The organism is Streptomyces sp. NRRL S-455 (assembly GCF_000717875.1).
Classification (GTDB): domain Bacteria; phylum Actinomycetota; class Actinomycetes; order Streptomycetales; family Streptomycetaceae; genus Streptomyces.
The window spans coordinates 15,069-27,027 of sequence record NZ_JOCT01000050.1 but is presented as its reverse complement, the minus strand read 5'-3'; the positions used below and the strand labels follow the sequence as shown (position 1 = coordinate 27,027).

The window sequence follows — 11,959 nt, the reverse complement described above, 5'->3', positions numbered from 1 at the left end:
GATCTGACCCGCCCCGTGGGTGTCCGCGATGTCCCGCCTGCCTTGCGACACCCTCTCGCACCGGCCGGGGCGGGCCCCCCCCCCCCCCCGGGGTGCGCCCGCCCCGGCCCCTCCTCCCCTCCTCACTCCGCACCAGCCGCACCGCGAAGGAGCAGCCGTATGCTCTCGCAGCCCCACCGTTCCTCTCTTTCCCGCCGGGGGTTCCTCGGCGCGAGCGCCGCGGCGGGAGCCGTCCTCGGCCTCGCCTCCGGTCCCGCCCGGGCCGGCACCCGGCCGCGACCGTTCGGCCGGTACGGGTCGCCTGCCGCGCGCCGCGACCCCAGGACCCTGTACGTCCACCCGGGCGGCGCCGGTGACTTCACCACCGTCCGAGATGCCGTGACCGCCGCGAGCGGCAGTGGATACACGCTGGTCATCGCGCCGGGCGTCTACCGGCAGACCGTCGCCGTCGACCCGGCCCGCACCGAGATGACCTGGATCGGGGCGAGCGAGAACCCCCGTGACGTGGTGATCGTGTACGACAACGCGGCCGGGACGCCCAAGCCCGGCGGCGGCACCTACGGCACCACCGGGTCCGCCACCGCCACCGTGCAGGCCGACGGCTTCACGGCACGCTGGATCACCTTCGCCAACGACTGGCTGCGCGCCGACCACCCCGACATCACCGGCACGCAGGCCGTCGCCCTGAAGGTCCAGGGCGACCGGTCCGCCTTCCACCACTGCCGGTTCCTCGGCCACCAGGACACCCTGTACGCCGACACGATGGCACTGGGCACCTTCGCCCGGCAGTACTTCGCCCACTGCTACGCCGAGGGCGACGTCGACTTCGTCTTCGGGCGGGCCACGGCCGTCTTCGAGCACTGCCACTTCCGCACCCTGGACCGGACCGACCTGCCGGCCGCCCCGTACGGGTTCGTCTTCGCCCCGTCGACGGCCGGTGCCAATCCGCTCGGCTTCCTGGTGACCAGGAGCCGCGTCAGCAGCGAGGCCCCCGACGGCTTCTACAAACTGGCCCGGCCCTGGGTGCCCAGCTCCGACACCACCGCCCGGCCCATGCTCACCGTCCGGGACACCCGGCTCGGCCCCGGCGTCGACGCGGTGGCCCCGTACACCAACATGCGGGACGCCCACCCCTGGCAGAGCATGCGGTTCGCCGAGTACCGCAACACCGGACCGGGCGCTGTCGTCTCCGTTCCGGAGAACCGGCCGCAACTGAGCGCCTCCCAGGCCGCGTCGCACACCAGGGACCGCTACCTCGGCGACTGGAGGCCCGGTGCGTAGGGCCGCGGCTCTCCTCATCGGTGTGTGTCTGCTCTGGCAGGCACCCGCGGCCTCCGCCGCCGAACGCGCCCCCGTGGGCTGGGCCTCGACCGGCTCCGGCACCACCGGCGGTGCGGGCGGCAGGACCTGGACGGTGGACACCCGCGCCGAGCTGAAGGAGGCCCTGGCGAACGACGGAGCCCCCACCGAGCCCAAGGGTGCACGTTGTCAACAACGTCCACCGGGGACGGCCGCCGCTCTACGCCCTGGGCGTCGGCGTGGAGTCCGCGATCTTCTCCGAGCGCAACGTCTTCCGTTACCGCGGGGGAGGGCCGTCCCAGGCGCTCGCCGCTTACGGGGGCGAGCGGTTCCGCGACACCGGATCCTGGTTCAACGGCCGGCTCGCCCGGCTGAACGCCGTGGCGCGCGACCTCGGCCTCGGCGACGACGTCGGCTGGGATCCCGCCGACGTGTACGACTACCGCGCCTTGACATCGCCGGCGGCGGTCGAGCGGTACGTACTGCGGCACGCCGGAGCGGGGAGGCCTCATGGACGCCCGTGAGCCGCTCGGACGGCGCCGATTCGTGGTCGGGGCGGGCACGGCCCTGCTGACCGGGGGAGCGGTGAACGGCGCGGAGGCGGCGGTCGTGGACGGTCCACTTCCCGACATCCACCCGGCCCTGAAGGACGCCCTGACCTTCCCCCTCGCCTGGGGCAGGTCCCCGATCCGCGACTTCCGCGCCTGGCGGCGTGCCGCCCGGGCCACGGTCGAGGAACACCTCCTCGTCGAGCGGCAGGACGGGACGCCGTACGCCCCGGAGTTCGGAGCACGTGCACAAGGGGAGGGATTCACGAGGGAGTTGGTCACCGTCTCCCTCACCCGCTACGAGCGCGTGCGGGGCGCCCTGCTCACTCCGCACGGCAAGGGGCCTTTCCCCGCCGTGCTGCTCCTGCACGACCACGGCGCCAGGTTCGACATCGGCAAGGAGAAACTCGTCCGGCCCTGGTACGACGACACCCGCCTCGCCTCCGCCACGGCCTGGGCGGAAAAGTACTTCAGCGGACGGTTCGTCGGCGACGAGCTGGCCCGCCGGGGCCATGTGGTGCTGTGCCTGGACGCGCTCGGCTGGGGCGACCGCGGGCCCCTGGCCTACGAGCAGCAGCAGGCCCTGGCGTCCAACTTCTACCACCTCGGCTCCTCGCTCGCCGGCCTCATGGCCCGGGAGGACGAGCGGGCCGCCGCCTTCCTGGCCGGACTGGACCGGGTGGACGCCCGGCGGGTCGCGGCCGTCGGGTTCTCCATGGGCGCCTACCGGGCCTGGCAGACCGCCGCCCTCAGCGACCACGTGGCGGCCGCCGCGAGTGTGTGCTGGATGACCGGGCTGAAGGAGATGATGGTGCCCGGCAACAACACGCTGCGCGGGCAGTCGGCGTACCACATGCTCCATCCGGGGCTGGCCCGGCATCTCGACATCCCCGACGTGGCGAGCATCGCCGCTCCCAAGCCGATGCTGTTCTCCAACGGCGGGCTCGACACGCTGTTCCCCGCCGAGGGCATCCGGGTCGCGTACGACAGGCTGCGCGCCGTCTGGCGTTCGTGCCACGCCGAGGAGCGGATACGGATGAAGACGTGGCCGGAGCTCGGCCACGTCTTCACCGCTCCCGTGCAGGACGACGTCTTCAGCTGGCTCGACGACGTCCTGTGAGGCTCACCGCCGTACCGGCTTGATCCCCTCCAGCGTCGGAACCACCGGCTTGATGCTGCCGTCCGCCGCGAACTCCATACGGTCGATGGTGGTCTCGCGGTGCATGCCGTCACCGCCCGCCTTGCCCGGGCCGTTCAGGGCGAAGCGGTGGTAGACCATGTACCAGTCGTCCGTGCCGGGGGTGTTCACCACCGAGTGGTGACCGGTGCCGAGGATGCCGTACTCGGGCCGCTTCTCGAGGATCGTCCCGCGCTTGGTCCACGGGCCGAGCGGGGACGGTCCCGTCGCGTACGCCACGTGGTAGTTCTCGCTGCGGGTGTCGTCCTCCGACCACATGAAGTAGTAGGTGCCCTTCCGCTTGATCACGAAGGAGCCCTCGCGGAAGTTGTCCGGGGTGATGTCCTTCACCTTCGACGCGTCGAAGGACACCATGTCGTCGCCCAGCGGCACCACATACCCGTGGCCGTTGCCCCAGTACAGGTAGGCCTGGCCGTCGTCGTCCGTGAAGACCGACGGGTCGATCATCTGGCCCTTCAGGGCACCGCCCTTGGCGACCAGCGGCTTGCCGAGCGCGTCCTTGAAGGGGCCGGCGGGGGAGTCGGCCACCGCCACGCCGATCTGCTGCTCGGCGCAGAAGTAGAAGTAGTACTTGCCGTCCCGCTCGGCGATCGCGGGCGCCCAGGCGTACTTGTCGGCCCAGCTCACGTCAGGACCGAGGTCGAGGATGACGCCGTGGTCCTTCCAGTTGACCAGGTCCTTCGACGAGTACGCCTTGAACTTGGTGCCGCTCCAGCCCTGGAAGCCGTCCGTCGTCGGGTAGATCCAGTATCTGCCGTTGAGGTAGTGGACGTCGGGGTCGGCGTTCAGGCCGGGCAGCAGAGGGCTGCGGTTGCGGACCGCCTCGACCGTCCAGGTGCGCTTGGTGCCGTCGGCGGCCGTCACGGTGTACTTCTGCGGCTTGCGGAAGTCCCGGCGGGTGCCGGACTTCGGGCTGAGCTTCGCGCCCTCACCGACCCACAGCTTCGGCGCGAGGCCGCGCAGATCGGCGTTCGGCCTCATCGGGAGAACGACCTTCGAGGCGCTCTCCGTGACGATCGAGTACCCGTTCTGGTGCCCCGCCGTCGCGTCCACCACGGAGGTCGGGGTGCTCGGGTAGGCCGCCAGCAGCCGGTCGTACTCCCGCTGCGTCACCGGGAGGACCGTGCCGTGCCGGGGGCTCGCCGGGAGCTGGTAGTTCGTGGACGGGGTCCACTTGCCGGAGGCGAGATCGGTGGTCTCGAAGGGGAGGTAGCCGCGGCCGCCGTACTCGTCGATGAACAGGTACCACTTCTTCTCGGTGTTCGACTTGAACACCGTCGGGCCCTCACCGCGGTCCATCGCGCCCTTGCCGATGCAGTCGGACACGAAGTCGTACTTCGTCGACGTCAGCGAGGCCGACTTCTCGCCGGTGATGAACTTCGAGCAGGGGCTGGAGGAGCTGGGGTCCCGCTCGTCCTTGGTGTAGCGGTAGTACTCGTCCTTGTACTTCACGACCGTGGAGTCGATCACCGAGTAGCCGGGGTCGTTCCAGATCTTCGGCTCGCTGAAGGTCCGGAAGTCCTTGGTGGTCGCGTACATCATCTTGTTGTACGTGTTGCCCTTGTGCTCCGGGTCGTCGTCGGCGTACAGCTTCGACGCCCAGAAGACGACGTACGCGTCGAGCTCGTCGTCCCAGTAGGCCTCCGGGGCCCAGGTGTTGCCCGCGTTGTCCGGGGAGACCTTCACCAGCCGCTGGTCGGTCCAGTTGACCAGGTCGGTGGACTCCCAGACCATGATCGACTTGCTGCCGTGCCGCTGGACCTGGTCCCAGTTGCCGCTGGAGTTCTGGTACATGCGCAGGTCGGTGGCGATCAGGAAGAACTTGTCGCCCTCGGGGGAGCGGATCACGAACGGGTCGCGCAGGCCCTTCTCGCCGATGGTCGACGTCAGGACCGGCTTGCCGGCGTTCAGCTCACGCCAGTGCAGCGCGTCGTTGCCCCGGCTGAGGGCGTACCGGATCTGCTCGCCGTCGGCCGTGCCCTCACCCGTGAAGTAGGCGAAGAGATAGCCGGCGTACTTGGACTGCTTCACGGGTGGCGCTCCGGATTCCGCGGTGCTGGGCGGTGCGGTGAGGAGGGTCAGGAGGAGGCCCGAGAGGGCCAGGAAGGGCAGCAGGAGCGTGCGGGGGCGCATGACACTTCCTGTCGGAGTCTGGGGGGTTCTGTTGGATACGGCCTTCGGAGTTTCACCGGACGGGGACAGGGCGTCAACGGGTGTGCAGGAAGCCGGTGGTTCCGAAAGTTTCGGAAGTGGTGGACGTGCCGTGCGCGTGACGACGCCCCCGCCGGTGCGAAACGGCGGGGGCGCCCTGCGTACCGGCCGAGGGGGGCTCGGCCGGTGCCGTTCGACCGCCCGGAGGGGGGCTCCGGAGGGCCGTGGTGCCGAACGTCCGACTGGATGCCCGGACATCCGGCGGCCGGCCGGCCCATGGGGGGTTCCGGGCCGACCGGAGCTCAGGAGAGGCGGGGACTCACTGGTAGCTGATGTCCGACGCCGTGAACTTGCAGGTCTTGCCGTCGGGGCCGGGCGGGGTCAGCTCCTTGGGCTCCTTGCCCGTGTTGTTGCCCTCGAAGCGCACACACGTCTTGATCTTCTTCTTGCTGTCCCCGTGGATACGGACCTTCGACAGCGTGGCGGTGTCGCCGTAGTTCTGGTTGACGCCGACGATCGAGTTCATCGGCGCCGTCACGTCGATGTCGTTCAGGACGATCGTGCGCTTGTACTGCGTCGAGCAGTTGCCGCAGGAGCGGACCAGCTTGCCCGCGTTCTGCACCTGGAAGCCCGACACGTTGAGCGTGCCGGCGCCGTTGAACTGCAGCACCTTGTCGTCGGCGTTCTTCGCGCCGCCGCCGATCACCTTGTACACCGCGGACGCCGACTTGCCCTTGAAGCTGGCCGCGTCCTCGCCGACGTCCAGCCACCACACGTTCTGCAGTGTGCAACTGCCCTTGCAGTGCACGCCGTCCGCGGCCGGGGTACCGATGATGACGTTCTTGAGCGTCGCGCCGTCGGCCAGCTCGAAGAGGGGGGCCTGACCCTCGTCCTGGTTGTCGTTGCCGAGCGCGCCGGTGCCGTAGAACTTCTTCATGCCGCCGTCGCGGACACCGGAGACCGGGATGGTCTTCGACACGGGCTCGCTGCCCGTGTCGGCGGGCCAGGGGGACGCGGCGCTGGCGGTGGACAGCATCGACGTGGTGACGATCGCCGCTCCCGCGATACCGAACGCCGACAGCCCCGAGATCACCGCCCGCCGTTTGGTGACCCGGCGGCGATGGCGGACGCGCTGTTCTGCTGGTGCAGTCATGTACCGATTCCTCGAGTGGGGGGTGGTTCTTGCGCGTCTTCGCTCGCGCGGGGGCGCCCCCATCGCGTCGACTCCCTCCTCCGCCTTGCAGCTGCACGCACCAGGCCCCGCTCACCGGCGCTGACAAGCGCTGCCGATGCCCTGCGCCGTGATCCAAACGACAGGCCCTAGTCGTCCTCGGCGTCGTCCACCGCGGCGAACCCGCCGCCCACGGACAGCCGCTCGGAACCGGCCGTGGCCGTCACGGTGTAGCGGTCCGCGCCCGCGTCACGCCCGCCGCGGTCGTGGTCGAACTGCCCCGCGAACACCCACTCGCCCGCCGGGACCTCGCGGCCCTCCCTGAGGGTCCAGGTGTAGAGCACGAAACCGTCCCGCTCGTCGACCGTGAGGGTGAAGTCGTTCTCGGGCAGCGACCGCCACGCCCCGGCGTTCGAGACCCCGCCGGTCTGCGCGATCCTCAACCGCACGGTCAGCGCGGTCAGTTCCTCGCGGGTCTTGAGGGTGATGGTGCTCTGCGCCCAGAAGTCGTTGCTGTGCGGATCGACCGAGCCGTCCGACCACAGCGGCCCGTCCTCGGTGGCGGCGGGCGGCCGCCCGGTGACGGAGGTGCTCGGCTTCCTCGAGGGGGACGGGGCGGACTCGCTCCGCTCCGGTGTGGCGGGCGGCGTCTCCTCGACCGGCGGCACGGGGGCCCGGCTCGTGGCCTCCGGCGACGGTGTGGGTGTGGGGGTGGGTGACGTCGCCACCTCCCGCTGCCGCGGGGCGGCCTCCTCCCGCACCGCGGACGCGACCGCGTAACCGCCCACCGCCAGCACACCCGCCACCGCGGCCGTCGCGCCCGCGACCCGCATCCACCCGAGCACCGGCGGACGCGCACGGTGGCCGGAACCCTCCGGACCGGCCATGCCGCGCTCGACCCGGGCCAGGATGCGCTCCCGGTCGGGCTCGTGCGCCCCGGCCGCCTCGTGCAGCCGGGCGCACAACTCCTCGTGCACGTCCCGCCGCATGGTCATCGGTCCCTCCCTCCGCCCTTACCGGTGCGCACTCCCTCCACGGCGGGCGAGCAACGGGGCGCGCCCAGTGCCGCGCGCATCCGCTGCGGCACTCCCTGTGTGCCCAGCAGTCGCTGGAGTTCCGCCATCCCCTTCGAGGTCTGGCTCTTCACCGTACCGACCGAGATGCCGAGGGCGAGCGCGGTGTCCTTCTCCGAGAGGTCGAAGGCGTGCCGCAGCACCACACAGGCCCGCTTGCGGAACGGCAGCCCGCGCAGCGCCTCCTGGACGTCGACCACACCCGCGACGTCCGGGTTCTCGGTGTTCTCCTCGCGCTGCGACCAGAACAGGGCGATACGCCGCCGCTCGCGCATCGCGCTGCGGATACGGGTGCGGGCCAGGTTGGCGACCACACCGCGGGCGTACGCCGCCGGATGGTCGGCGGCCCGTACCCGGTCCCAGCGGTGCCACAGCGCCAGTAACGCGTCCGCCGCGAGATCGTCGGCGGTGTCCGGCTCGCCCGTCAGCAGGTGGGCGAGCCGGGACAGTTCGGCGTAGTGGCGCTCGAAGAAGGCGTGGAACTCCACGGAGGCGGCGTCGTCGACGACAGTGCCCACGGGCGACCTCTCCTCGCAGCGGCTTCGGGCACTCCCGGCCGGGTGCCGTGAGTGTCATGTAGATGACATGTGATCATCCGGGGGAGGCCCGGACGAGATCGGGAAGCGTAGCAGCGATCCTCGGGACGGTTCGTACGGAGCTTCGAACGGCGGTTGGCAGGCCGGACTCTGATTCCGTTACACGAAGAAAACCTGAACGTGGTTCAACGCAGGGACAATCCAGCCAGCATCCGCACACCGATCACCCCGGCATCAAGGAGCACGTGTCATGTCCGAACCGCAGCAGGTGACCGACCGGCCGACCGCCGCACCACCCCCGGTGAACAGCGTCGACCGGTTCTTCAGGATCTCCGAGCGGGGCTCCACCTTCGGCCGGGAGATCCGTGGCGGCTTCGCCACCTTCTTCACGATGGCCTACATCCTTGTCCTGAATCCCATCATCCTGGGCAGCGCCAAGGACAAGTTCGGGCACCAGCTGGACGCCGTCCAGCTCACCACGGCCACCGCCCTGGTGGCCGCCGTCATGACGATCATCATGGGCGTGGCCGGCAACCTGCCCCTCGCGCTCGCCGCCGGACTCGGCCTCAACGCCGTGGTCGCCTTCCAGATCGCCCCGCTGATGAGCTGGGACGACGCGATGGGCCTGATCGTCCTCGAAGGCCTGCTGATCTGTGTGCTGGTGGTGACCGGTCTGCGCGAGGCCGTCATGCACGCCATACCCCAGCCGCTCAAGCAGGCGATCAGCGTCGGCATCGGCCTGTTCATCGCCTTCATCGGCTTCGTCGACGCCGGGTTCGTCAGCCGCATCCCGGACGCCGCGAACACCACCGTGCCGGTCCAGCTGGGCGGCACCGGCACCCTCACGGGATGGCCGATGCTCGTCTTCTGCCTCGGTGTCCTGCTGACGATCGCCCTGCTCGCCCGCAGGGTCAAGGGCGCCATCCTGATCAGTATCGTCACGATGACCGCCGTGGCGATAGTGATCAATTCCATGGCCGACATCAAGTCCTGGGGCCTGACCACCCCGTCGTGGCCCGACCAGCTCGTCGACGCTCCGGACTTCGGCCTCGTCGGCGACTTCGACCTGTTCGGCGCGTTCAGCGCCCCCGGCGTCGGTGTGATCACCGTCGTCCTGCTGGTCTTCACGCTGATCCTGTCCGACTTCTTCGACACCATGGGCACGGTCGTCGGCATCAGCGCCGAGGCCGGGCTGCTGGACGAGGAGGGCAAGGTCCCGAACCTGGGCCGGGTGCTGCTGATCGACGGCGCCGCGGCGGTCGCGGGCGGCGCGGCCTCCGCCTCCTCGGCGACCTCCTACATCGAGTCGGCGGCCGGCGTCGGCGAGGGCTCGCGCACCGGCTTCTCCAACCTCGTCACCGGCGGCCTGTTCGGCCTCGCGCTGTTCCTGACCCCGCTGCTCACCATCGTCCCGCTGCAGGCCGCCGCCCCGGCGCTGGTCGCCGTGGGCTTCCTGATGATGACCCAGGTCAAGCACATCGACTGGGACCGGTACGACGTCGCCGTCCCGGCCTTCCTCACCATCGCCGTGATGCCGTTCACCTACTCCATCACCAACGGGATCGGCGCCGGCTTCCTCGCGTACGTCGTCATCAAGACCGTGCTCGGCAAGGCCAGGGAGGTCCACTGGCTGCTGTGGGGGACCGCGGCGCTGTTCCTCGTGTACTTCGCGATCGACCCCATCGAGCAGCTCCTCGGAGCCAAGTAACGAGGCCGGGCCGCCTCCGGGGGGATGGGGGCGGCCCGTCTCGTCTCTACAGACGGCTTTCACGCGGCCCGGGTTCAGTCCTTCAGGGCCGCTTCCATCATCGCCTTGGCGACCGGCGCCGCCAGGCCGTTGCCGCTGACCTCCGAGCGGGCCGCGTTCGACTGCTCGATGACGACCGCCACGGCGACCTCCTTGTCCGACGAGCCGGACTCGCCGTACGAGGTGAACCAGGCGTACGGCACCCGGCTGTTGTTCTCGCCGTGCTGGGCCGTACCCGTCTTGCCGCCCACGGTGGCGCCCGGGACCTGGGCGTTCGTGCCCGTGCCCTTGTCCACCACGGTCTGCATCGCCGACCGCAACTGCTCGGCGGTCGAGGAGCTGACGATCTCCTTGCCGCCCGCGTCGTCGTCGTAGTCCTGCAACACATCGCCGCCGCTGTCGGTGATCTGCGAAACCATATGCGGCGAAACCAGCTTGCCGCCGTTTGCTATGGCTGCCGACACCATGGCCATCTGGAGCGGCGTCGCCGTGACGTCGAACTGGCCGATGCCCGTCAGCGCGGTCTCCGACGGGTGCATGTCCGACGGGTACACGCTCGGGTAGGCCCGGACCGGCACATCCAGCTTGTCGTCGTTGAAGCCGAACTTCTCGGCCATCGCCCTCACCTTGTCCTGGCCCAGGTCGACGGCCATCTTCCCGAAGACGTTGTTGCAGGAGTACTGGAGCGCCACCCGGATCGAGGCGTCCGCACAGGGGGCACTCGGATTCTCGTTGTCCAGTGCCCTGGTCGTGCCCGGCAGCGGGTACGGGTTCGGACTGTCGGTCTTCTCGTCCACCGAGGAGTACAGCCCGTCCTCCAGCGCGGCCGCCGCCACGACCAGCTTGAACGTCGAGCCGGGCGGCAGCGGCTGCCGCAGCGCCCGGTTGGTCAGCGGCTTCTCCGGGTCGCTGGTCAGCTTCTTCCAGGCCGCCCCCGCCGTGTTGGCGTCCGTCAGCGACGACGGGTCGTACGACGGGGTCGACACGACCGCGAGGATCCTCCCGGTCCTCGGATCGATGGCGACGGCGCCGCCCTTCTTGTCACCGAGCGCGTCGTACGCCGCCTTCTGCACGTCCGGGTCGATCGTCGTCACCACGCTGCCCGGGGCGGCCCGCTGGTTGGTGACGGTGTCCATCACCGACTTCAGCCGGCTGTCCGTGCCGTTGAGGAGGTCCGTGTAGATGCCCTCCAGCTGGGTCGGCGCGTACGCCTGCGAGGCGTATCCCGTGACCGCCGCGTACAGCTCGCCGTCCGTGTACGTGCGCTTGTACCTGAGGTCGCCCGTCTTCGTCGGCGCCGAGCCGGTGACCGACCGGCCGCCCACGATGATGTTCCCGAGCGGCGCCGAGTACGTCAGAATCGCGTTCCGCCGGTTGTCCTTGCCGTCTGCGAGCGCCCGGCCCTCGTAGAACTGCACCCAGGTCGCCCTGCCCAGCAGGGCCAACACCAGCAGCAGCGTGAAGACCGATGCGCGCCTGATCGTCTTGTTCATCCCGAACATGCAGACGAGCCGCGTGGGCGGATCGTTCCCGCCCGTCCGGTTCTCTCATGCCGTGGCCCGGTTTTCTCACCCGTTGTTGAGAAAGCCCGCCTCGTACGCCGCGATGACCGCCTGCGTGCGGTCCCGGGTGCCCGTCTTGGCCAGGACCGCCGCGACGTGCGACTTCACCGTGGCCGGGCCGACCTCCATCCGGCGGGCGATCTCCGCGTTCGTCAGCCCGTCCGCCATGTGCCGCAGGACCTCCCGCTCGCGGGCCGTGAGCTTCGCCACCCAGGCGGGCGGCGCCGGGTGAGCGCGGGCGTGCTGGGTCGCGAGGGTGCGGACGGCCGCCGGGAACAGCAGGCTGTCGCTGCGCGCCACCAGCCGGACCGCCTGCACCAGCGCGTCCGCCTCCGCCCGCTTCAGCAGGAACCCGGCGGCTCCGGCGCGCAGCGCGTCGTATACGTAGGAGTCGTTCTCGAACGTGGTCACGACGACGATCCGGGGCGGCTCGTCCAGTGTGGCGAGGATCTGCTCGGTGGCGCGGATGCCGTCGGTCTCCGGCATCCGGACGTCCATGAGGACGACGTCCGGCCGCAGCTCCCGTACCACCGACACGGCCTCGGCGCCGGTGGCCGCCTCACCCACCACCTCCAGGTCCGGCTCGGCGGAGACGATGGCGCGCAGCGCGCTGCGGACCATGCGCTCGTCGTCGGCGAGGACGACACGGACGGGCGTCGGTGGGGTCATGCGGG

Annotated in this window: 10 protein-coding genes; 4 read left to right on the top strand and 6 right to left on the bottom strand. The window is 70.3% G+C overall.

Annotated elements, in window-relative coordinates; all coding sequences use genetic code 11:
- Window positions 1-159: 159 nt before the first annotated feature.
- From IE97_RS0137505 to IE97_RS0137495, 3 genes are all read left to right on the top strand, one after another.
- On the top strand, window positions 160-1,281 hold the full coding sequence (locus tag IE97_RS0137505; RefSeq protein ID WP_030251923.1) for a pectinesterase family protein: 1,122 nt from the start codon (window positions 160-162) through the stop codon (window positions 1,279-1,281).
- 197 nt (window positions 1,282-1,478) lie between these two features.
- On the top strand, window positions 1,479-1,823 hold the full coding sequence (locus IE97_RS43355) for a hypothetical protein (protein ID WP_030251921.1): 345 nt from the start codon (window positions 1,479-1,481) through the stop codon (window positions 1,821-1,823).
- Window positions 1,810-2,967 (top strand): dienelactone hydrolase family protein, encoded by a 1,158-nt coding sequence (locus IE97_RS0137495; protein WP_030251919.1) that lies wholly within the window; start codon window positions 1,810-1,812, stop codon window positions 2,965-2,967. Before IE97_RS43355 ends, IE97_RS0137495 begins: the two co-directional genes overlap by 14 nt.
- A 3-nt stretch (window positions 2,968-2,970) precedes the next feature.
- Here the strand turns inward: IE97_RS0137495 and IE97_RS0137490 are convergent, their stop codons facing one another.
- The 4 genes from IE97_RS0137490 to IE97_RS0137475 form a co-directional block, all read right to left on the bottom strand.
- Window positions 2,971-5,178 carry a family 43 glycosylhydrolase gene (locus IE97_RS0137490; RefSeq protein ID WP_030251915.1) on the bottom strand — a complete coding sequence of 736 codons (2,208 nt, stop codon included), beginning with the start codon at window positions 5,176-5,178 and terminating at the stop codon, window positions 2,971-2,973.
- 337 nt (window positions 5,179-5,515) lie between these two features.
- Window positions 5,516-6,349: a pectate lyase gene (locus IE97_RS0137485; protein ID WP_030251912.1), complete on the bottom strand. Its 834-nt coding sequence runs from the start codon at window positions 6,347-6,349 to the stop codon at window positions 5,516-5,518.
- 167 nt (window positions 6,350-6,516) lie between these two features.
- Window positions 6,517-7,362 (bottom strand): hypothetical protein, encoded by an 846-nt coding sequence (locus IE97_RS0137480; RefSeq protein ID WP_030251909.1) that lies wholly within the window; start codon window positions 7,360-7,362, stop codon window positions 6,517-6,519.
- Window positions 7,359-7,958: a SigE family RNA polymerase sigma factor gene (locus IE97_RS0137475; RefSeq protein WP_030251905.1), complete on the bottom strand. Its 600-nt coding sequence runs from the start codon at window positions 7,956-7,958 to the stop codon at window positions 7,359-7,361. The genes IE97_RS0137480 and IE97_RS0137475 overlap by 4 nt, the downstream gene beginning before the upstream one ends.
- Window positions 7,959-8,226: 268 nt before the next feature.
- Between IE97_RS0137475 and IE97_RS0137470 the strand changes: the two genes are divergently transcribed.
- Window positions 8,227-9,684, top strand: coding sequence for an NCS2 family permease (locus tag IE97_RS0137470; RefSeq protein WP_030251902.1), 1,458 nt, complete (start codon window positions 8,227-8,229; stop codon window positions 9,682-9,684).
- A 74-nt stretch (window positions 9,685-9,758) separates the two neighbouring features.
- Here the strand turns inward: IE97_RS0137470 and IE97_RS0137465 are convergent, their stop codons facing one another.
- Together IE97_RS0137465 and IE97_RS0137460 are read right to left on the bottom strand one after the other, a co-directional pair.
- Entirely contained in the window at window positions 9,759-11,216 is a 1,458-nt protein-coding gene (locus IE97_RS0137465; protein WP_030251897.1) for a peptidoglycan D,D-transpeptidase FtsI family protein, read from the bottom strand.
- Between the two features lie 75 nt (window positions 11,217-11,291).
- The gene (locus IE97_RS0137460; protein ID WP_030251893.1) at window positions 11,292-11,954 is read right to left on the bottom strand and encodes a response regulator; all 663 of its coding nucleotides are present in this window, start codon (window positions 11,952-11,954) and stop codon (window positions 11,292-11,294) included.
- Window positions 11,955-11,959: the final 5 nt, after the last annotated feature.

Coding starts and splice junctions, on each gene's coding strand:
- IE97_RS0137505 (WP_030251923.1), top strand. CDS start 160: ATGCTCTCGCAGCCCCACCGTTCCTCTCTTTCCCGCCGGGGGTTCCTC.
- IE97_RS0137495 (WP_030251919.1), top strand. CDS start 1,810: ATGGACGCCCGTGAGCCGCTCGGACGGCGCCGATTCGTGGTCGGGGCG.
- IE97_RS0137490 (WP_030251915.1), bottom strand. CDS start 5,178: ATGCGCCCCCGCACGCTCCTGCTGCCCTTCCTGGCCCTCTCGGGCCTC.
- IE97_RS0137485 (WP_030251912.1), bottom strand. CDS start 6,349: ATGACTGCACCAGCAGAACAGCGCGTCCGCCATCGCCGCCGGGTCACC.
- IE97_RS0137480 (WP_030251909.1), bottom strand. CDS start 7,362: ATGACCATGCGGCGGGACGTGCACGAGGAGTTGTGCGCCCGGCTGCAC.
- IE97_RS0137470 (WP_030251902.1), top strand. CDS start 8,227: ATGTCCGAACCGCAGCAGGTGACCGACCGGCCGACCGCCGCACCACCC.
- IE97_RS0137465 (WP_030251897.1), bottom strand. CDS start 11,216: ATGAACAAGACGATCAGGCGCGCATCGGTCTTCACGCTGCTGCTGGTG.
- IE97_RS0137460 (WP_030251893.1), bottom strand. CDS start 11,954: ATGACCCCACCGACGCCCGTCCGTGTCGTCCTCGCCGACGACGAGCGC.